Source organism: Anabaena sp. UHCC 0253, from assembly GCF_009712085.1.
Lineage (GTDB): Bacteria > Cyanobacteriota > Cyanobacteriia > Cyanobacteriales > Nostocaceae > Dolichospermum.
Genome location: NZ_VILD01000008.1, coordinates 277,886 through 299,241, shown reverse-complemented (window position 1 = coordinate 299,241; position 21,356 = coordinate 277,886). Strand labels below are relative to the sequence as shown.

Annotated in this window: 14 protein-coding genes; 9 read left to right on the top strand and 5 right to left on the bottom strand. The window is 37.5% G+C overall.

What is annotated here, in order from left to right; translation table 11 throughout:
• The first annotated feature begins 207 nt into the window (after positions 1 to 207).
• Both FJR38_RS21410 and FJR38_RS21405 read left to right on the top strand, forming a co-directional pair.
• On the top strand, positions 208 to 324 hold the full coding sequence (locus FJR38_RS21410; RefSeq protein WP_168491694.1) for a photosystem II reaction center protein I: 117 nt from the start codon (positions 208 to 210) through the stop codon (positions 322 to 324).
• 106 nt (positions 325 to 430) lie between these two features.
• Positions 431 to 2,821, top strand: a complete 2,391-nt coding sequence (locus FJR38_RS21405) for a DUF3769 domain-containing protein (RefSeq protein ID WP_168539267.1) — start codon at positions 431 to 433, stop codon at positions 2,819 to 2,821.
• A 193-nt stretch (positions 2,822 to 3,014) separates the two neighbouring features.
• Here FJR38_RS21405 and FJR38_RS21400 read toward each other — a convergent pair whose 3' ends face one another.
• Together FJR38_RS21400 and FJR38_RS21395 are read right to left on the bottom strand one after the other, a co-directional pair.
• The gene (locus FJR38_RS21400) at positions 3,015 to 4,520 is read right to left on the bottom strand and encodes a hybrid sensor histidine kinase/response regulator (protein ID WP_168539265.1); all 1,506 of its coding nucleotides are present in this window, start codon (positions 4,518 to 4,520) and stop codon (positions 3,015 to 3,017) included.
• Between the two features lie 7 nt (positions 4,521 to 4,527).
• Positions 4,528 to 7,326: a PAS domain S-box protein gene (locus FJR38_RS21395; protein WP_168539263.1), complete on the bottom strand. Its 2,799-nt coding sequence runs from the start codon at positions 7,324 to 7,326 to the stop codon at positions 4,528 to 4,530.
• Between the two features lie 194 nt (positions 7,327 to 7,520).
• Between FJR38_RS21395 and FJR38_RS21390 the strand changes: the two genes are divergently transcribed.
• Together FJR38_RS21390 and FJR38_RS21385 are read left to right on the top strand one after the other, a co-directional pair.
• Positions 7,521 to 9,113 (top strand): alkaline phosphatase, encoded by a 1,593-nt coding sequence (locus tag FJR38_RS21390; protein WP_168539261.1) that lies wholly within the window; start codon positions 7,521 to 7,523, stop codon positions 9,111 to 9,113.
• Positions 9,114 to 9,197: 84 nt separating this feature from the next.
• A complete protein-coding gene (locus FJR38_RS21385; protein ID WP_168491704.1) occupies positions 9,198 to 9,467 on the top strand; it encodes a YciI family protein in 270 nt (89 codons plus the stop codon).
• A gap of 155 nt (positions 9,468 to 9,622) precedes the next feature.
• On the opposite strand, the gene FJR38_RS21380 is transcribed toward FJR38_RS21385, so the two are convergent.
• Positions 9,623 to 9,814 (bottom strand): hypothetical protein, encoded by a 192-nt coding sequence (locus FJR38_RS21380; RefSeq protein WP_168491706.1) that lies wholly within the window; start codon positions 9,812 to 9,814, stop codon positions 9,623 to 9,625.
• Between the two features lie 247 nt (positions 9,815 to 10,061).
• Between FJR38_RS21380 and FJR38_RS21375 the strand changes: the two genes are divergently transcribed.
• Positions 10,062 to 12,590 carry a mannose-1-phosphate guanyltransferase gene (locus tag FJR38_RS21375; protein WP_168491707.1) on the top strand — a complete coding sequence of 843 codons (2,529 nt, stop codon included), beginning with the start codon at positions 10,062 to 10,064 and terminating at the stop codon, positions 12,588 to 12,590.
• Positions 12,591 to 12,891: 301 nt separating this feature from the next.
• The gene (locus tag FJR38_RS21370) at positions 12,892 to 13,248 is read left to right on the top strand and encodes a tetratricopeptide repeat protein (RefSeq protein WP_168491708.1); all 357 of its coding nucleotides are present in this window, start codon (positions 12,892 to 12,894) and stop codon (positions 13,246 to 13,248) included.
• Between the two features lie 240 nt (positions 13,249 to 13,488).
• On the opposite strand, the gene FJR38_RS21365 is transcribed toward FJR38_RS21370, so the two are convergent.
• Entirely contained in the window at positions 13,489 to 14,736 is a 1,248-nt protein-coding gene (locus FJR38_RS21365) for an ABC transporter ATP-binding protein (protein ID WP_168491710.1), read from the bottom strand.
• 177 nt (positions 14,737 to 14,913) lie between these two features.
• Entirely contained in the window at positions 14,914 to 16,275 is a 1,362-nt protein-coding gene (locus FJR38_RS21360; protein ID WP_168539259.1) for a response regulator, read from the bottom strand.
• A gap of 801 nt (positions 16,276 to 17,076) precedes the next feature.
• Here FJR38_RS21360 and FJR38_RS21355 point away from each other — a divergent pair.
• From FJR38_RS21355 to FJR38_RS21345, 3 genes are all read left to right on the top strand, one after another.
• Positions 17,077 to 17,751, top strand: coding sequence for a VWA domain-containing protein (locus FJR38_RS21355; protein WP_168492120.1), 675 nt, complete (start codon positions 17,077 to 17,079; stop codon positions 17,749 to 17,751).
• Between the two features lie 52 nt (positions 17,752 to 17,803).
• On the top strand, positions 17,804 to 18,586 hold the full coding sequence (locus tag FJR38_RS21350) for a PP2C family serine/threonine-protein phosphatase (RefSeq protein ID WP_168539257.1): 783 nt from the start codon (positions 17,804 to 17,806) through the stop codon (positions 18,584 to 18,586).
• Positions 18,587 to 18,833: 247 nt separating this feature from the next.
• A complete protein-coding gene (locus tag FJR38_RS21345) occupies positions 18,834 to 21,023 on the top strand; it encodes a tetratricopeptide repeat protein (protein ID WP_168539255.1) in 2,190 nt (729 codons plus the stop codon).
• Positions 21,024 to 21,356 lie beyond the last annotated feature (333 nt).

Below are 21,356 nucleotides of genomic sequence, written 5' to 3'. Positions count from 1 at the left end.
GACTGCAAAGATTTATGGATAAAATTGATTGAAAAGTTTACAGGCTCACTTACATCCTCTTTAGACTGTTAATCTTGCGAGAATGCCACGTACCACAATTCCCACGCAAAAGGTACAAGATATGAGTAATATAAAATAGATATTCGTTCTGCATCGCAGACAGTAAATCTCTACTTACTATTCATCAAACCCCTTGGAGTTAGTTCTATGTTGACTTTAAAAATCGCTGTTTATATTGTTGTAGGCTTGTTTGTAAGCATTTTTATATTCGGGCTTTTATCTAATGACCCAGCCCGTAACCCTGGTCGCCGGGATTTAGAATAAAAATACAACAGATCACTCCTAGCGGCTGGAAGGTAGAAACAGGCTAAGATATAATTCAACCTTCCGGCTATGTTTTGTTTTTTGGTCGGCTTGATTGCCTTAAACTATGTTTCATCCAGTATTGCCGCCTCAGCGACCTCCAACTCTTGAATCATTAAAACCAGTTCATCATCTTACCGCTGATGCTGTTGTCAAGGTTGAAGCTGATGAACAAAAATTCATCGTTGACAGTAAAAACCCGGATCATCAGCATCAGTCAAGTACCAGCTTAGTCAATGCAGATGATGTGACGAAAACTTTTTCGCCATTATCTCCACCAGAAAACTTAGCTCCTGAATTTTCACCAGCCTCTCTTCAAGTTGCAGATAGAGTTAGTAATATTACAGGCAACCGGCAAATTTTAGCAGAAGCACCAACCCCCCCAGCAGAACAAAGTCATGTGAATTTACAGGAATCGGGGGGAAATTTTTCTCTGTCTGTTGGTGAAAAGACACCTGATTTACCACCAATACAAAATATTATTGAGTTTAAACTGCGTGATTCCCAAAATCAACAGTTAACACCTAGCAGCCTTGAAACACCACCTCTACAAGTTTTACCAGCGCAAACTCCGGGAAATATCACTCCAGGGCGAGAACGGGTTGTTGAAGTTGTTGCCGATCGCCAGGAGTATGATGAGATTAGACAAATTGTTACTGCTGAAGGTAACGTTGTCGTCAGATTTGACGGAGCAGTGATTGATGCCGATCGCCTGCAAATCAATTTAGAGAATTTGATTGCGGTGGGAGAAGGTAACGTTGCTTTAACTAGAGGAAATCAGATATTACAAGGACAACGTTTTACCTATAATTTTATTCAAGATAGTGGGGATTTGGAAAATGGGAAAGGTGAACTTTATATCCCCACCACGGAAACAGATTTTGCTTTTACACCTACTCTCCCTACGGATATTACAGCAGGTGGTGTACCTAGTCGCCCTTTGAGTAATCGGGTTCGCGCTAATCAGCCTGTTGCTGGTGTTAGCAGTCCAGGAGGAATAGAATTTAGTGCTAGTGGTCAGTCAGATGCGCGGAATGTCGCTCCGGCTAAATCTGGTGGTGTTGTGAAGCGGTTACGATTTGAAGCCGAACGGATTGAATTTTATCCACGAGGTTTTCAAGCGCAAGATGTCCGAATTACAAATGATCCTTTTTCACCCCCTGAACTAGAAATAAGAGCAAATAAAGTCACGGTGACGCGGGAAGCACCGTTAATAGATAAAATTACTACTGAGCGTCAACGGTTAGTTTTTGATCAAAATGTTACTATCCCTATTCCTATTAGCAGTCGGACAATAGATCGTCGGCCGCGACAGGTAAATCCGGCAATTGTCTCTCCTGGTTTTGATAATGGTCAACGGGGTGGTTTGTTTATAGAACGCAGTTTTGAACCGATTAATACAGATCAGACCCGTTTGATTATTACACCCCAGTTTTATGTGCAGAAGGCTTGGGACAATAGCCAGAATTTGGCTAGTTTATTTGGTGTGAATACTAAGCTGAATGCTGTTTTAAGTCCGAAAACTGTTCTGGAAGGGACGGGGGAGTTAACTAGTTTTGATCTCAATGATGTGGAAAATAATTTGCGCGGAAGTTTGCGGTTAAGGCAACTTTTAGGAGATGTGAACCCGCATACATTGAATTTAGAATCTAGTTACCGCGATCGCCTCTATAATGGTAGTCTTGGCTTTCAAACTGTACAAGCTAGTGTTGGTGGAGTCATCACTTCCCCAATTATTCCTTTAGGCAAAAGTGGTATCAATCTTAGCTATCAAGGCGGCGCTCAGTATATCGAAGCGAATACAGATCGTCAAGATTTACTCTCCCCAGACCGAAAAAACGATCGCATCTCTCTGAGTCGTCTGCAAGGTAGTGTGGCGTTAAGTAGTGGGATCAAGTTATGGGAGGGAAAACCCTTAGCAGCTACAGCAGAAGCTGGATTAAAATATACACCTAATCCTGTAGTTCCCTATTTGCAAGCGATCGCAGGTTTAACCGGAACTACTAGCTATTACAGTAGCAGTGACAACCAAAGCACTTTAACTGCTACTATCGGTCTGATCGGACAAATTGGGAATTTTTCTCGTCCTTACTTAGATTATACAGCTTTTAATATTAGCTACTCCCAAGGAACTAACAGCGGTTTATCACCCTTTCTTTTTGACCGTTCTGTTGATAACAAAGTCCTAAATGCTGGCATTTCTCAACAAATTTATGGTCCATTCCGGTTAGGATTGCAAACATCTGTCAACCTCGATACAGGCAAAGAAACCAGCACTGATTATATATTAGAATACAGTCGTCGTACCTATGGTATTACTCTCCGTTATAATCCTGTACTAGAATTAGGTGGTTTTAGTATCCGCATCAGTGATTTTAACTGGAATGGTGGCACAGATCCATTCTCTGATGGAGAGCTTAAACCAGTTGTTGGTGGAGTCGTCCGTCAAGATAATTAACTTCTTTCTTCTCCTGAAACTGTACGGGCGTATCCCTAACGGGACTGGAAGCATCAGCATTCGGGCGATTAATTATCGGTTTTTTCCCATGTAGGGGCGAAGCATTCGGGCGATTAATTATCGGTTTTTTCCCAAGTTTATTTTCCGAATGCTTCGCCCTTACACCGAATGCTTCGCCCCTACAACAACTGACTTAAAGAATGTGCTGTAAATTTAATGGTAAAGTAACAGTAAATGTCGTGCCAACATTGATTTTACTTACCATATTAATTGTTCCTTGATGGGCATCAACACATCTTTTAACAATTACCAAACCTAGCCCATTACCTTGAATTGATTCAACATTAGAAGCCCGATAAAAAGAATCAAAAATTTTATTTTGGTCAGATTCAGGAATACCAATTCCTTGATCTTGAATTTCAAAAATTGCTAATTCATTTACATAATCACAAATAAGTTCAAACCGAATCTTACCATTTATGGGTGAATACTTAATTGCATTAGAAAGTAAATTTCTAAATAAGTGATGTAATAATCTTTCATCCATCACCGTATTTGTATTCTGACTATGGCAATTAAAAATTATTTCATGCCCACTATCTTCAATAAGTTCAAATTCTTCAACTAGTTCTTGACAAAATTTTTCTAAATTAACTGATTCAGGATTATAAATAAGTTTTCCTGCCTCTGATTTACCCATGAATAAGACATCTTTCATGAGTTTTTCCATTGATTCTACAGCACCGTAGATGCGTGTTAAATATTTAGTTCTTTTGTCATCTGTTAAATTATTACCGTGAATTTCTATCAATTCGACTGCGGTTTGAATCACACTCAAAGGATTGCGGAATTCGTGAGAAACAGTAGAAATAAATAAAGATTTGAGGTGATTGAGTTCCTGTTCTTTTTTTAAAGCCTTTTCTAAAGATTCTCTTTGACGACGTTCGCTTAAATCCCATAGTACAAGCACAACACCACTAATTTCATGAGGTCGTCGCATTAACAAAGAAGCACTATTACCTATTGGTAATTTTGTGCCATTTTTAGTAATTAAACAAGCAAATTCTCTTAAATCTAAAGCCTGTTTTTCTCGTAAGACTTTTGTTACAGGATTTTCAATAATCTCACTGGTAACTTCATCAATAATTTTAATAATTTCGGATACATTATTACCAAGAGCTTCTGTTTCTTGCCAACCAGTAATTTTTTCAGCAGCAGGATTAATAAATGTGATTATTCCCTGTTCATTTGTAGCGATAACAGCATCACTCATCGAATCTAATAGAGTTGCTAATTGATCTCTACTTTCCCGCAATTCACATTCTAGTTTGTGTTTTAACAAAGCAATTTCTATAGATATACGTAAATCTCTACTCGTGAATGGTTTAACAATATAACCAAAAGGTTGGGTAACTTTTGCCCGTTCTAAAGTTTGTTCATCACCATAAGCAGTTAGAAAAACCACAGGTATATCTAATTGTTCATGAATATAATTAGCAGTAGCAATACCATCCATATCACCTTTGATAATAATATCCATTAAGATTAAATCAGGGTGAGTTTCTAAAGCCTGATTAATGGCCGATTGTCCAGAAGAAGCTTTAGCTGTAACTATATATCCTAATTGATTTAGTTGACTAGCAATAGTTCTAGCCAGAATTACTTCATCTTCAACTACTAAAATTTTAGCTAAACCCATTTCTTATTTATTCATGCAAAGTGAATTGTGAAAATTGAATATTAAATATAGTTCCTTGATTACGTTCTATAGTGATAGAACCTTCTAATTGTTCAGTAACTAAATCATAAACTAAAGATAGTCCTAAAGAAGGAGTAGTATGCCAATCTATATTATCAGCTAAACCAATCCCATTATCTCGAATAATCATCTGAATATCATGATTATTTTTATGTAAGCTGATACTAATTTCACCTGATTCTTGACTGGAAAAAGCGTGCTTTAAAGCATTAGATATTAATTCATTGATAATTAATCCACAGGCAATAGCTTGATCAACATTTAAAATAACTGAATTAATATCAGTTTGTAAGCTAATTTGACCAGGTGCTATTTGATAGGATATGAGTATCCCTGTCACTAGACTATTAATATATTCGGCAATATCAATTTTGCCAATATTAGGATTAGTATATAAATTTTTGTGAATTAAAGATATTGATTCGATGCGATTTTGACTTTCTTGGATAGCTTTGAGAATCTGTGGATCTTTAATTGTTTGTGCTTGGAGGTGTAGTAAACTAGAAACAATTTGTAAATTATTTTTAACTCGATGGTGAACTTCTTTTAACAAGACTTCTTTTTCAGCTAAAGCACTTCTTAGCTTTATTTCTGCTTGTTCTCGGTGTTGAATTTCAATTTGGGCTTGTTGTAATATGTTAGATTGTTGAATAGCGATCGCAATTTGTACCGTTAATTGATCAAGTAAATCTAATTGATGTTCTTCCCATTCCCGAAAGTTAGCACATTGATGAGCAATCAGCAACCCCCAGGGGGAAGAACCTATATTGTCCTCATTCACTTCTAGTAAAATGGGGACAACTAAATTGGCTTTGACTTCAAATTGTTCTAAAAGTCGAATATGACAATCAGTTAAACCAGCTTGATAAATATTAGAAATTGCCCGGTTATATCCTTGATAATAATTTGATATTCCCCTTGATTGGAAACAAGAGTCATGAATTTTAGTACCCAAAGAAACTGTCCACTCAGATAATACAGATTCCGCCATAATTTCACCACTCATATCTGGTGCAAACTGATAAATTACAACCCTATCAACCTGTAATAAATCTCGTACTTCTTCAACAGTTGCATTGAGAATATCTTGGAGATTTAAAGATTGGTGAATTCGCTCAGAAACCTTACGCATCAATTTCTCGCGTTCAGCTTGAGCTTTTAACATTCTCTCATTTTGCTTACGTTCTGTAATCTCTTGGCCAATACCGATAGTATGTCCATTGGGTAGTTTCACATTAGTCCAAGATGTATCAATAATAGAACCATCTTTTATATGAGTTATAAAATCATGCCAAACAGGTTGTCCAGACTGAATAAATTCAATCACTTCTTGACGATATTCTTCATTAGGATAGAATTCGGCCAAAATATTACGACTTTGAAAATCTTGTAAAGAGTATTTTAGAGTTTCTTCAAATTTGTGATTGACCCAGTGAACATCATAATCAGCACCAATGAGGGCAATCATTAAAGGAATATTCTGAAATATGGACTGTAAAAACTCATTTTGTTCTTGAAGTTTAACTTCCGAGTTTTTACGCTCAGTAATATCATTAAATAATTGTAATACCGCTGGCTCATTATTATATTTTAAATATCGCCAATATGCAATTACCCATAAATTAGTACCATCTGCTTTATGTAATTGAATTTCATAATTATGCAAAAATCCATCATGATTAAAATCTGTTAATAACTTGTTCCAATCAGATTTATTGTGATATAAATCTGAAATTTTTCTCTGTAATAAATCATCTGAAGAAAATTGAAATGTGTGTAAAAATTCTGGATTAGCATATATAATTATGCCATCAGATACACGAGAAATGGCTAAAGGAATAGGAATTGCTTGAGAAATTACTCGAAATCTAGCTTCACTATCTTGCAGTTTTAATTCTACTTGTTGACGCGCACTTAAATCACGTATATGAACTAGTACAGCATTTTGATTACCATAATTAATATTATTACAAATAATTTCTATAAAAATAACCTTGCCATCTTTATGAATATGTCGCCATTTTCCATAATTACATAATCCAGAACGATTTCTAGCAATATACGCCAATAACATAGGCATATCTTCAACAGGATGAATGTCAATAATCCGCATTTGTAAAAATTCGGATTTTGAATAACCATAATGAGTTGTGGCTGCTTCATTCACATCTAAAAATTGTAGTGTATTACAATCATAGATCCACATAGGACTAGGATGATGAGTAAATAGTAGCTGATAGTTCCATTGACTATTTTCCAGAAATTTCTGTTGGTGTAAATCTAAAAATCTGATGACTTGTTTACCCAAACTTTTTAAAGCTTTTTCTTCTTTAAGACTCAATGTACGAGGCATATTATCCATAATAGATAACGTTCCTAGAGCAAACCCATGAGCATTAATTAGGGGAACTCCTGCATAAAATCGGCAATAGGGATTAGAGACAACAAGAGGATTATTTGCAAATTTTGGATCTTGTAAAGTATCTGGAATAATAAAAATTTCTCTTTCCAAAATAGTATAACTACCAAAAGCTAAATCACGGGGAATTTCTGAGATAGCTATCCCCACTTTTGACTTAAACCATTCTCGCTGTTCATCAACTAAACTAATCAAAGCAATTGGTGTTTCACAAATATCTTTGGCTAGTTGAGCAATTTCATCAAATGCTGTCTCCGGTGGAGTGTTTAAAATCTGATATTGATTCAGTAATTTTAGGCGTTGACGTTCATTATTAGGTAAGAGCATAATTTTTATGTATGATTTAAGAAACTATACAAGTAAGTATTTATAGCACGAATTATTTAAGTTATAGTATCAAAATTACTTTATAAAAATCTAGCTAAAGATAGATGACAATATATAAATTATATCAATAAAGATTATAGAGCATGAAATTATATATCTAACGAAAAGACTGTAGTGTATGAGGTATGAAATCCATGAAACCAGATATTTCCCACGCATTAAAGCGTCGTCAATTCTTAATGAAAGCCATAGTAACTACTGGTAGTGTGATGACGGCAAACCTGTGGTCAAAATTAGCCATAGCCCAGACACCTGCATTTATCACATTAGACAAAAACCGTCCAGGTATACCCTACGGTGTCGCTAGTGGCGATATTAACAGTAATAGCGCGGTGATTTGGAGTCGTAGCGATAGCTCTGCCAGAATGATTATAGAATATGCTACTGATGAAAATTTCCGTAATAGTCAACGAGTTATCGGCAAAGTTGCGACCAAATACACTGACTTTACTACCCGCACTTACTTAGATAATTTACCACCAGGTCAAGATATTTTTTACCGTGTCACATTTCAGGATTTAGTTGATACTAACATTTCTAGCGCCCCTGTGATTGGTCATTTAAAAACCGCACCTCTAGGAAAAGGAAAAGATATATTATTTGCGTGGTCTGGAGATACCGCAGGACAAGGTTGGGGAATTAATTCTGAGTGGGGTGGGATGAGAATTTATGAATCTATTCGTAAACTTAACCCCGACTTTTTTATTCATTCTGGTGATTATATTTATGCCGATAATCCCATTCAAGCGGAAGTAAAATTAGACGACGGGAAGATTTGGAAAAACATCACTACTGAAGAAAAATCAAAAGTTGCGGAGACCCTGAAAGAATTTCGTGGTAACTATATTTATAACTTGTTAGATGAAAATATTCAGCGATTTAATGCCCAAATTCCTCAACTTGTCCAATGGGATGATCATGAAGTTATAAATAATTGGTATCCTGGACAGATATTAGATGATAACCGCTATCAAATTAAGGATGTTTCCCTATTAGCATCACGGGCAAGACAAGCATTTTTAGAATATACGCCCATTCGTTTTAATTCCCAAGATCCAAACCGGATTTATCGTCATTTTAATCATGGTGAATTGCTAGAAATTTTCATGATCGATAAACGCAGCTACAGAGGTAAAAATTCTCCTAATAATCAACCAGTAGCCAGCGAGAAAACAGCATTTTTAGGTTATTCCCAAATCAATTGGTTGAAAAATAAATTAAATAATTCAAAATCAACTTGGAAAATTATTGCCAGTGATATGCCAATTGGGTTAATGATCAAAGATGGAAAAACCGACTTTGAAAACTTAGCTAATGGTGATGGTAAAGCATTAGGAAGAGAATTAGAATTAGCTGATTTATTGCGGTTTATTAAACAAAATGATATCCGCAATGTGGTTTGGTTAACTGCTGATGTCCATTATGCCGCAGCCCATTATTATGATCCTAATAAAGCCCAATTTACTGATTTTAAACCTTTTTGGGAATTTGTAGCTGGACCTCTTAATTCTGGCAACTTTGGACCCAATCAACTAGATAATACTTTTGGTCCAGAAGTAAGATTTCAAACTGCATCTCCAGAGATAAAACTTAATCAACCACCAAGTTCAGGGTTACAGTTTTTTGGCATGGTAAAAATTGATGGCAAAACAGAAGTTTTAACTGTTACTTTGCATAATTTGGAAGGTCAAAAACTTTATAGTTTAGATTTAGAACCAGAGGTTTAAGAGGTTGTTTGATAGCCACGCCAGCTATCAAATAACTAAGAAATGCTATATTATTCTTTTAGTAAGTATCTCTAACTAGCAATTATGACAAAATACATCTTATGGGGAAGTTATTGCGAAGACGTTTTAACTAAACGTGAACCCCACCGTCAAGCCCATTTAGCAGGATTAGCTAAACAGAAAGAATCTGGTATTTTAATTACCCTTGGTCCGACAAAAGATGTAACCCAAGTTTTTGGTATTTACGAAGCCCAAGACGAAAACACCGTTCGTCAATTAGTGGAATCTGATCCCTATTGGCAAAACGGTATTTGGACAGAGTATTTTGTGAAAGAATGGATTCAGGCTTTTTAACCAAAATTACATCAACAGTTTTAGGCTGAAAAAAGTTGGAGAAGGTGCAAGGAATAAGCGATGAAATCATCAAAAACCTTTCATTTACACAGATTCGAGACTATTCTGATCTCCTGCTAATTCTTCCGCGGTGACTGGGCGCAGGCCCTGCGCCCCTACCCTTTTAATGCCTTTTGAAAATTGCGCCGATAGGATGGATTTGCTAAAAATAACGCAGGCCATAGTAAAGCCAAACCGACACGGTTAGGTAAAGTTTGATTAAAATTAGTTCTGCCAAATCCAGTCCAAAATTTCCATACACCACCGATATAAACCACTATTACTCCAAAAATCAGGAAATTAATCATCTTCTACTCCCTTAATACTTTTATTGGCATTGCAGTTGCTTAATTCTAGTTTAAATTAGAATCACCAAGTATAGTATAAATTTAGGCATTTGAAATATCTTGTCAATGGCTGAAAAGCTGACGCTGGATTAATTTTTAATTTTCAATTGTTTATCATAGATGTTTCTTACGGAAGTTCCTTAAATATTAATCTCTGTATGAGACTAAAGGAAGAAGAATATCAGTTTTTGACAGGTTAGGAGGATTTATGCGTGCAGTGCTAATGGCAGGTGGTTCGGGAACACGGTTACGTCCTTTGACTTGCGATTTACCCAAACCAATGGTTCCTATATTAAATCGCCCAATTGCTGAACACATTATCAATCTCCTTAAACGACACCAGATTTATGAAGTAATTGCTACATTGCATTATTTACCAGATGTGCTGCGTGATTACTTTCAAGATGGCGGTGATTTTGGTGTACAAATGACCTATGCGATTGAAGAAGACCAACCCCTGGGAACAGCAGGTTGTGTAAAAAATATCGCTGAACTTTTGGATGAAACTTTTTTAGTCATTAGCGGTGATAGTATTACAGACTTTGATCTAACTGCGGCTATTGAATTTCATAAACAAAAACAATCAAAAGCCACTTTAATTTTAACCCGTGTCCCTAACCCAATTGAATTTGGTGTAGTCATTACAGATGCTGACGGACGCATTAACCGATTTTTAGAAAAACCTTCTACCAGCGAAATTTTTTCTGATACCGTCAACACTGGTACATATATTTTAGAACCAGAAGTTTTAGACTATTTACCAGAAAATACTGAATGCGATTTTTCTAAAGATTTATTTCCCCTCCTACTAGCTAAAGATGAGCCGATTTACGGTTATGTTGCCAGTGGATACTGGTGCGATGTCGGTCACTTAGATGCGTACAGAGAAGCCCAGTATGATGCCTTAGAAAGGAAAGTCAACTTAAAAGTAGCTTATCCAGAAATTTCACCTAATTTATGGGTAGGACAAAATACTTATATTGATCCTACAGCCAAAATCGAAACCCCCGCAGTTATTGGTAGCAATTGCCGGATTGGGGCGCGGGTACAAATCGAAGATGGAACAGTCATTGGTGATAATGTCACCATTGGCGCTGACGCTAATTTAAAGCGGCCGATTATTTGGAATGGGGCAATTATTGGAGACGAAGCCCAATTATCCGCTTGTGTAATTTCCCGTGGGACTCGTGTAGATAGACGCGCTCATGTTTTAGAAGCTGCTGTAGTGGGTTCTTTATCTACTGTGGGAGAAGAAGCGCAAATTAGCCCAGGGGTGAGGGTTTGGCCGAGTAAAAAGATTGAATCTGGTGCAGTTTTAAATATTAATCTGATTTGGGGAAATACTGCCCAGCGGAATTTATTTGGACAGCGGGGAGTCCAGGGATTAGCCAATATTGACATTACTCCAGAGTTTGCGGTGAAGTTGGGGGCGGCTTATGGTTCGACTTTAAAACCTGGTTCAATAGTCACAGTTTCCCGTGATCAACGCAATGTTTCGCGGATGGTGACACGCTCTTTAATTGCTGGTTTAATGTCTGTAGGTGTGGATGTCCAGAACCTCGATACAACAGCTATTCCTATCGCTCGAACTGTGATCCCGACAATGACAGTAGCCGGGGGGATTCATGTCCGGGTTCACCCAGAACGCCGTGATTATATCTTGATTGAGTTTATGGATATTAAGGGAATTAATATCTCTAAAGCCCAAGAAAAGAAAATTGAAGGGGCGTATTTTAAAGAAGATATGCGTCGTTCCCAAAGTCATGAAATTGGCGATGTCGTATATTCTAGCCAATTAATGGATTGCTATGGCAAGGCTTTTGAGAAGTTATTGAATGTGGATACTCTGCGTAATAGTCGGGCAAAGGTGGTGATTGACTATGTTTACGCTGTGTCTGGGGCGGTTTTGCCACAAATGTTAGATAAGTTTGGGGCTGATGCGGTGGTGCTAAATGCTAGTTTGAATAAAACGGCAATTTCTAACGCTGATAGAGAAGGATTGCTAACTCAATTAGGCCATGTGGTGGAAGCGGTAAACGCTAATTTTGGTGTGCAGGTATCGGCTAATGGGGAACAACTGATCTTAGTTGATGAATCGGGGTTTTCTATTCGGGGGGAAATGCTGACGGCGTTGATGGTGGATATGATGTTAACTGCAAATCCTCGCAGTTCGGTAGTTGTGCCGGTTCATGCTTCTAGTGCGGTGGAATTAGTCGCCCATCGTCATGATGGTAAGGTGATTCGGACTAAGGCCAATCCAACAGCTTTAATGGAAGCTTGTCAGAAAAATCCGAATGTGGTTTTAGGTGGTAGTGGGGAAACTGGGTTTATTTTTCCCCAACTCCATCCAGGGTTTGATTCTATGTTCTGTATTGCCAAGCTGATTGAAATGTTAACCATTCAAGAGCGATCGCTCGCAACTGTCCGTTCAGAGTTACCCCGTGTTATTCACAGAACCTACACAGTTCGCTGTCCTTGGACTGCTAAGGGGTCGCTAATGCGTTATTTGGTGGAAACGCACCCCGCGCAAAATTTGGAGTTAATTGACGGTGTAAAAATTCGTCAGCCCTATGATGATAATTGGCTGTTGGTTTTACCGGATGCCAGTGAGCCGTTAGTCCATCTCTATGTTAACAGCAGCGATCGCGATTGGGTTGATGAAACTCTCAGAGATTACCGCGCCCGTGTGCAGTATTTTGTGGAACGCGAACAGGAAAATTACCGTTTGGATATCTAATTTTTGAGCATTACAGCGATTTTCGGGTAAATGAACCACATTTTATATCTCACGCAAAGACGCAAAGGCGCAAAGGAAGAAAGGAATAGAAAAATCTGCGTGTGGTACAAATACATGAAAGCTGCTGTAATTAGTAGGGGCGAAGCTTTGGGCGATAACCTATCGGTAAAACCATTGATTTTCTGTCCGAATGCTTCCCTCTTATAACTTCGTGTTTTCTCCTGTTATTGATCGAGATTTTACGGATGTTTACCGCAGTGGATGTATTAATTATCATCCACTAGGAAACTATATAACCGTTATGTCTAATTATCATCAAACAGTTGCGCCAGATATCAAGCACTTAGCAGCTATCAATAATATCGCCTTTATCAAATATGAACAGGGAGACAAAGAAACAGCGATTCAACAATGGCAACAAGCCGTAAAAATTAATAATCAATCTGCTGAATCTATCTTAGCTTTAGCCGTAGCTTTGTATGGTCAAGGTGAACAGCAACAGGCTTATCAGTTAGCGGAAACAGCATTAAAGTTAAACAAAAATTTTGCCGATTTTCACGTTATGAAAAAGCATTTTTGGGGTCAAAGTATAATTACTGATGCTCAGAAAATGCTATCTACTCCTAAAATGAAAAACTTATTATCACAATTACCTTAAGCGTTAAAAATTGTCGTTGGGGTAAGGGAACAGGGAACAGGAAGAGAGTTTTGGGCGATTTTAATTTTATTCACATACCTTTAATTTTTTCGGTTCATCTACTTACTTAAACCCTTTCTTTGTCTGATAGCGTAGCGTGGCGCAAGCCATATCAGGATGTCCAGGATTCTAGGATGTACAGGATAGAAACAGAAATTTACTCACCAATTCCCAATTCCCAATTACCCATTCCCAATTCCCTTACGGATATATTCCTAAATTGGTTTCTGGGTCAAAAAAGTGGAGTTTATCGGGTATGAATGATAGCCAAAGTTGTTCACCGAGATTGATGAATCTATCTGGTGGAATTCTTGCTTGTAGGGCTTGTCCTTCTATATTTGGTAAGTCAGGATCTGTGATTTTTACAGATAGAAAAGTATCATTTCCTAAATTTTCTACTAAGTCTACTTTGACTGGTAAATTTTTAGTTGCAGGTACACTCAACAATAGATGTTCTGGACGAATACCTAACATTAAAGTTTGTCCGTCGTATTTTTGTAATGCAGTTCCCCACAAGTCTGGGAGGGTAAAACGAAAGTGAGGATGGCTAATTAATAAAGGTGCGTGAAATTCCACCGGGATAAAATTCATGGGTGGAGAACCGATAAATTCGGCAACGAAACGGTTAGCAGGACGGTTATACAGTTCCAATGGTGCGGCAACTTGCTGGATTTTTCCTTCTGACATGATAGCAATGCGATCGCCCATTGTCATGGCTTCAGTTTGATCATGGGTGACATAAATCGTAGTTGTCCCTAACTGACGCTGCAATTTGACGATTTGAGTACGGGTCTCGGCTCTTAGTTTGGCATCTAAATTAGACAATGGTTCATCCATTAAGAATACTTGCGGATTGCGAGCGATCGCTCTTCCCAATGCTACCCTTTGTCTTTGTCCCCCGGAAAGTTGCTTGGGTAAACGATTTAATAACGCCTCAATTTGTAACAACGCCGCTACTTTTTGCACTCGTTCATTGACAATCTTTTCTTTCGCGGAAACATACCAAAATCCCTTGGGTAACTTCCTTGTCAACCCTACCAATAAATTTTTACCCCATTTACTAATTCTTTTTTCCCCAACTTCCCCATCACCAAACTGACGACGTAACCCAAAAGCGATATTGTCATATACCGTCATGTGGGGATAAAGGGCGTAATTTTGAAACACCATAGCGATGTCTCTATCTTTGGGAGGTAAATCATTAATCAGGCGATCGCCCACAGCAATATTACCACCAGTCATCACCTCCAAGCCAGCAATAATCCTCAACAAGGTACTTTTACCGCAACCTGATGGACCCACCAGCACCATAAATTCCCCATCAGCGATCGTTAAATTAATCCGACGCAAGACACTAACACCATCAGTACCATCTGCTTGTGTCTTGACTACATCCCCTTTCCGAGAAGGGAAACTTTTATAAACATTTTCTAAGATAACTTGTGCCACGATTGATTATTCACATTATTAATAATTAGGCTACGTAGGGGCGCAGGGCCTGCGCCCTCAACTCCTCAACTCCATCGAATCAACTGCATTTTATCTACGACATTGAACAAAGCGCACAAACTGCGCCCTCAACTGCATTGTATCCACCAAACAACCACATTGAAATTTGACATTCCATTAAGCCAAGTGCATGAAAATCATTTTTAACAACTCAGCGCGAGTAAAAGGTTTAGTTAAATATCCAGAAGCACCGACAAATCTAGCTTTCACCTTATCTATAATCCCCTTATTACTGGTAACAAAAATAATAGGAACAGTTTTAAACATTGAATTATTGCGGATAATTCGACATAGTTCATAACCATCAATTCCTGCCATATTTAGATCCAGTAAAATCAAATCTGGCTTATGTCTAATAATTGACATCACAGCCTTCACAGGTTCATTAATAGTCACCAAAGCAAAATTTTCATCTTCTAAATAACGGCTAATTTCCTTCAGAATAGTGGGACTATCATCTACAGAGATAATTTTGTAAGTCTTTTGTGTGGTTTTCGTATTTATTTTGACTTTTTCAGAATCATCATTGATATTTTCATCAACAGTTTTTGGTAACTCAGCAACATCCTGTACTAGCGGTGGAACTGCTAGATTATCCTCAGCAACAATTGACGTTTCTCTGTGGATATTTGTACTAGGTGCTACATCTAAAGTCAATAACTTACCCCGCACTAATTCCGTACTATTTTCAGCAGATAATAAGGAATTTACGCAGGTTTTTGGTAATTTATCAAACGGGGGATCTGGTTCATGTAAGACTATCGAACCCTTAACAATATATGGATATAAACTCAAAGTTAATTGCAATTCATCCTGATTCATAATAATCGCTAGATGACGCAAACTAAAACCCTTCATCCAATTGATGAGATTTTCCGGGAGTGGTGGTAATCTTTTATCATAAAATTTACTACTAACTAATAAATATGGACGTTGGTAAGGAGAAGAAATATATCTACCCAGATATCGCCAATTTTGTAACTGATTTTGGCATTGTTCAACAATATTATTGATATCTAACTTACAAATTTTGGGAAGATTATTCAGTGGTTCTGCTAGTTCATAAGTGCCTGTTTTAATCAATAAAAATGATTCAATTACTTCCTTAACTAATTCTTGAATAAGTAATGCTGCTTGAGTAGAAAGAAGATGTTTTTCAGTTATCAGCCAACTAATCGCTTCATATTCTGGGGATTGATTTGGTAAATGATGATCCTCATTTTCAAACATCAAGCGCATTTGTGTACGCACTTCATTATCTACTAAAGGAACTTCTTGACTAAGACGACGCATCTGTCGTTCTAATCTATCAAAAGGTTCTACTGAGTGAGTAGCATAAATAATTTTTCCTTGTTCTATATATATCAACCAAGATACAGAGTTACTAAATACCTGTAAACAGGTACTTTCATAACAATTAGTTAATTGTCTTAATAAACCCTGTGGAGATAGTCTTGTAAACGTGCCGATATTCTTCATGATTTTTACATTTTTTTTTACGGATAAATCAACATACTCTTGGAAAAGATTAAATATCAGGTTGTTCTCCGAGATCACTGGAAAAATTATCACCATAAACATTATTGGATGATGAATTTTCCTGAGAAATTATGCTAAGAAAAAATCACAATTTGAATGTAACAATTTTTCATATTTAGCATTTTGAGTCTTGATCATTTGTCTGTATTAAAATCTCCAGCTTGTTATATTTTGTAGTTATTTTAACTTAATACACCACATAATACTATCAAGGATGCTGAGATTTGATTGGTAATCTAAATTCATCGAATTTCATACTTATATTTCTCCTCTTCCTAAATTTAACAACGATGAATTTAATTACGTTAAAACAGACAAAATTCCACATAGAATCTTTAAAAATTCCTGGAGGTAAATGTATATATTGATTATTACTGGAGTTTGCAAGTCAAGGGACTAGAACATATAGGTAAACAACCACGCCTCAAACCCGTTTTACTTCTGACTTAGTAAATTAGCAACTCCTGTCCTGAATTCTTCCATTTTAACTTTAGTCAAGATCAATGATGGTAGACACTTTACAACAGATTAGGATTAAAAATCCTCATAAATTACCAATAACCAATTAGTGATGAGGAATTGCAAAAATATATGGTTAACTTTGCCTAAATCAATATCTTTACTTAAAAACTAAAGTATTTACGGCAAAATATCAGAAATTTAGTCATACTCGCGCCAGAAACTATATACTTTGAGTAAAAGGAAAATAAAGCTTTGGACTATAACATAACACAAAAAGTTATGATTGATACATTTAACCTTGATGAAGTTGTAGAATTTGCGGAAAATCCCGAACCCCGTTGTCCATGCGTGCTATTGCTAGATACATCTGGCTCAATGCAAGGGGAACGAATCGAAGCTCTAAATCAAGGTTTGCTGAGTTTAAAGGATGAATTAGTCAAAAATTCCTTAGCAGCCAGACGGGTAGAAGTAGCAATTGTGACTTTCGATAGTAGTGTTAATGTCGTGCAGGACTTTGTAACTGCCGATCAATTTAACCCGCCGATTCTCACCGCCCAGGGTTTAACAATCATGGGTTCAGCAATTCATAAAGCATTAGATATTATTCAAGAGCGTAAATCCCAATATCGGAATAATGGTATTGCTTACTACCGCCCATGGGTATTTATGATTACTGACGGTGAACCCCAAGGTGAACTAGATCATGTTGTCGAACAAGCATCCCAAAGACTACAAGGCGATGAGTCTAATAAGCGTGTCGCCTTCTTTACAGTTGGTGTAGAAAACGCGAATATGAGCCGATTAAGTCAAATTGCTGTGCGTAGCCCACTCAAACTAAAAGGATTAAATTTTATTGAGATGTTTGTTTGGCTATCGGCGAGTATGTCAGCGGTATCTCATTCCAAGGTAGATGAACAAGTCGCACTACCGCCAATTGGTTGGGGATCTGTTTAATTAAAATAACAGCTTGTTGTTTATAGTTAACTAGCTGTGGGAAAGAAAATATATGAATACATCAAAACAGATTTCTCAATGGCGCATAGTAGCCGCATCTATATGTGGAACTAGCCATTCAAAAAACCAGCAACTTTGTCAAGATGCTCACCATTGGCAGGTATTAGCAAATAATGTGTTGTTGGTAGCAGCAGCCGATGGGGCTGGTTCTGCTAAACTAGGAAAGGTGGGATCAATGATTGCTGTAGAAACGGCAATTGAACATCTAGCCATGCAAGAGATTGGCGGTTTTGTACTGGCCAATGATCATCTTTTGCAGAATCTGCTCACGGATGCCTTATTGGTAGCCAGGAAAGCCATAGAATCTGAGGCAGATGCTGGTAAAAATCAACCCCAGGATTTAGCAACTACCTTAATTCTGATGATTGCTACGCCACAGATGGTTGCTGTAGCGCAAATTGGTGATGGTTTAGCTGTGGCAAAGAATAGTACAGACAACCTCATCGCATTAACCATACCTAGCAGCGGTGAGTACATTAACGAAACTACCTTTTTAACATCTCCTGATGCCTTAGAGACAGCACAAATCAAAGTATGGCGAGAAGAGATTGTTAATGTTGGTGTTCTCACCGATGGTTTACAAATGTTAGCGTTGAATATGATTGTTGGTGAACCACACAAACCTTTCTTTTTTCCTTTATTCGAGTTTGTAGCGAACGCAGAAGATAGAATATTAGCAAAAGAACATTTAGTGAGGTTTTTAAGTTCTGAGAAAATAACTCAGCGCACTGATGATGATTTGACACTAGTTTTAGCCGCATTTGGCAATTCTTGATTCATGGTAATCAGTTATTAAAAAAAGGAGTTAAGAATGGAGGAGTGCAGTAGTTGGAGCATATTTTCACCAAGAGACTACATGGTGGTATGAATTATGTTTCTCGCCAAGGCGCAAAGTTTGAGATTGTAACGCCAACTATTGCTTACTATCTGTAAAGTTCCTTAATTCCGATCGCATGGCGTAAGCCATAATTTTACTAACTGTTGACCGAATTTTAATAACCCCACATAACCTTAATTCTTCCATGCAGGTACTACGTCGTCTTCCCAACCCCGAAATTCTCAACATCTCTGTCAGTGTGGGACATGGTGGTGAAGCTTGTATCTATGCAGTGCCATCGGATGAAAATTTGGTAGCTAAAATCTATCACAAACCAACTATTGCTTATGCTCAAAAACTCCAGGCGATGCTGGCCAATCCACCAGCCAATCCTACTGCAAATTTAGGACATATTTCCATCGCTTGGCCACAGGAGTTATTAGAAGCAGCAGATGGTAGTGGTCAGATTGTTGGCTTTTTGATGCCCAGGATTCAGGGAATGCGGCCAATTATGGATTTTTATAATCCAGGAACGCGCCGACAACATTGCCCTTTATTCAATTATCAATATTTAATGCGGACTGCTCGCAACTTGGCAGCGGCTTTTGCGGCTTTACACGCCAGCCGATATTGTATTGGTGATGTGAATGAGTCGAATATCTTGGTGAGTGATACAGCGTTGGTGACGTTGGTAGATACAGACTCGTTCCAAGTTCCCGAACCATTACAGAATTTTGTCTATCGTTGTTCAGTGGGTAAACCTGACTATACTCCCCCAGAACTACAGAATAAAACTTTTGCTGACTATGACCGCCAAAGTCATCATGATGCTTTTGGTTTGGCTGTGCTGATTTTCCAATTGTTAATGGAAGGAACTCACCCATTTTCAGGTATATTTCAAGGTAGTATTGAGCCGCCGCCTTATGAAGGCAGGATACTTTCTGGTCATTTTACTTATAGTCAAAAGAAACAAGTACCTTATTTACCAACGCCGATTTCACCTCGTTGGGATCTCCTACATCCCAGTTTGCAGGAATTATTTGTGCGTTGTTTTGAAGAAGGTCATGACCATCCACATTTACGCCCTAATGCTCAAACTTGGTTATCAGCATTAACAGCGGTAGAAGAGAGTTTAGTGACTTGTGCGGCTAATCCCCAGCATCTCTATCATAATCATTTAGATAAATGTCCTTGGTGTGAACGGACTAAGCGATTAGGTGGTAGAGATCCGTTTCCATCATTAGGAGCGATCGCTTCTAAACAACATCTCCAACCCCGTCGCAAATCTAAACGTCGTTATATTCCTACTCCACGGTTTACCCAACCTGTAGGATCAAACTCCCCTGTCTATCATTGGCAACCAGTATCTAACCAGCCGTTTTATCATAGTTCATCTGCCAAAAAACACAACTCGAAGGCTTATGGTGTAATTTTTGGGTTAATGGGAGTCGGTCTTTTGGGCTATTTGGACGTAATGATTAAATTTACTCGTCCTTTTGTTTCCCAAAATCCTTATACTCAGCAAAGTTTGATATCTCGGAAAGATAATCAGATTTCTGAGCCGACAAATCTCTCTTTTAAAGATTACTCTCAACGCGGTGACAATGCTTATCAACAACAAGACTATCCACAAGCAGTTGCCAACTTTACGAAAGCTATCACAAAAAATCCTCAGTATGCCAGAGGTTATGTAAATTTGGGTAATGCTCGCTACAATTTAAATGATTTTGAAGGCGCATTAGCCAATTATAACCAAGCATTGAAACTGAACCCTCAAGAAGTTAAAGCTTATGTAAATCGCGGTAATGCCTACTATATGTTAGCTGATTATAGTAGTGATCCTGACAAAGAATATAAACAAGCGATCGCTGATTTTAATACCGCTATCAGCATAGATAAAAATGATGCGGAAGCTTATATTAGAAGAGGTATTGTGAGATTTGAAATTACCAAATATATCAATAATTCTCTTCAAGAATATCAAAAGTCAATTGCTGACTTTACCCAAGCAATTAAAATCAATTCATCGAAAGTAGAAGCTTACTTTCAACGTGGTCTTGTGCGTTATCAAATTGCTCAATACAGCAGCAATTATGTAGGAGAATATAAACAAGCGATCGCTGATTTTACCGAAGCCTTAAAAATCAATCCCCAACTGGTCAAAGTTTATCTAAAACGTGGTATGGCTTATTATGAACTATCACAATATGGGGAAAGTGAATCTGATAAAAACCAAATCCAAGCAGTTGCAGATTTACAAACAGCGGCGAAAATCTCCCTGGAAGGAGATGATATGGATAGTTATCAACAAGCTTTAGGTAGCATTTGTATTGTTGTTGCTAATAAATGTGACAATGTGTTACCCAAATCAACCCTTGTTAGACAAACTAATTGACATAGTATGGCAAATTGAAAATTAAAAATTGAAAAAGATCCCTGATTTCTGCAAGAAGTCAGGGATCTATTCTTTTCTATATTTATGGCTAGGAGAAGGTGACAGGTAATAGGTAATAAGTAGTAATGCAAAATAAATTGAACATTTTAAAAATCCCTAAATCAATCAATTTTGTAGGGGCAAACCCCCTGTGGTTGCCCCAAATCCCTAAATCAATCAATTTTGTAGAGGTAAACCCCCTGTGGTTGCCCCAAATCCCTAAATCAATCAATTTTGTAGAGGTAAACCCCCTGTGGTTGCCCCAAATCCCTAAATCAATCAATTTTGTAGGGG

Excerpts from the sequence above, each read along its gene's own strand:
- FJR38_RS21390 (WP_168539261.1), top strand. The coding sequence starts at position 7,521 with ATGAAACCAGATATTTCCCACGCATTAAAGCGTCGTCAATTCTTAATG.
- FJR38_RS21410 (WP_168491694.1), top strand. The coding sequence starts at position 208 with ATGTTGACTTTAAAAATCGCTGTTTATATTGTTGTAGGCTTGTTTGTA.
- FJR38_RS21380 (WP_168491706.1), bottom strand. The coding sequence starts at position 9,814 with ATGATTAATTTCCTGATTTTTGGAGTAATAGTGGTTTATATCGGTGGT.
- FJR38_RS21345 (WP_168539255.1), top strand. The coding sequence starts at position 18,834 with ATGCAGGTACTACGTCGTCTTCCCAACCCCGAAATTCTCAACATCTCT.
- FJR38_RS21355 (WP_168492120.1), top strand. The coding sequence starts at position 17,077 with ATGATTGATACATTTAACCTTGATGAAGTTGTAGAATTTGCGGAAAAT.
- FJR38_RS21385 (WP_168491704.1), top strand. The coding sequence starts at position 9,198 with ATGACAAAATACATCTTATGGGGAAGTTATTGCGAAGACGTTTTAACT.
- FJR38_RS21395 (WP_168539263.1), bottom strand. The coding sequence starts at position 7,326 with ATGCTCTTACCTAATAATGAACGTCAACGCCTAAAATTACTGAATCAA.
- FJR38_RS21405 (WP_168539267.1), top strand. The coding sequence starts at position 431 with ATGTTTCATCCAGTATTGCCGCCTCAGCGACCTCCAACTCTTGAATCA.
- FJR38_RS21370 (WP_168491708.1), top strand. The coding sequence starts at position 12,892 with ATGTCTAATTATCATCAAACAGTTGCGCCAGATATCAAGCACTTAGCA.
- FJR38_RS21360 (WP_168539259.1), bottom strand. The coding sequence starts at position 16,275 with ATGAAGAATATCGGCACGTTTACAAGACTATCTCCACAGGGTTTATTA.
- FJR38_RS21400 (WP_168539265.1), bottom strand. The coding sequence starts at position 4,520 with ATGGGTTTAGCTAAAATTTTAGTAGTTGAAGATGAAGTAATTCTGGCT.
- FJR38_RS21350 (WP_168539257.1), top strand. The coding sequence starts at position 17,804 with ATGAATACATCAAAACAGATTTCTCAATGGCGCATAGTAGCCGCATCT.
- FJR38_RS21375 (WP_168491707.1), top strand. The coding sequence starts at position 10,062 with ATGCGTGCAGTGCTAATGGCAGGTGGTTCGGGAACACGGTTACGTCCT.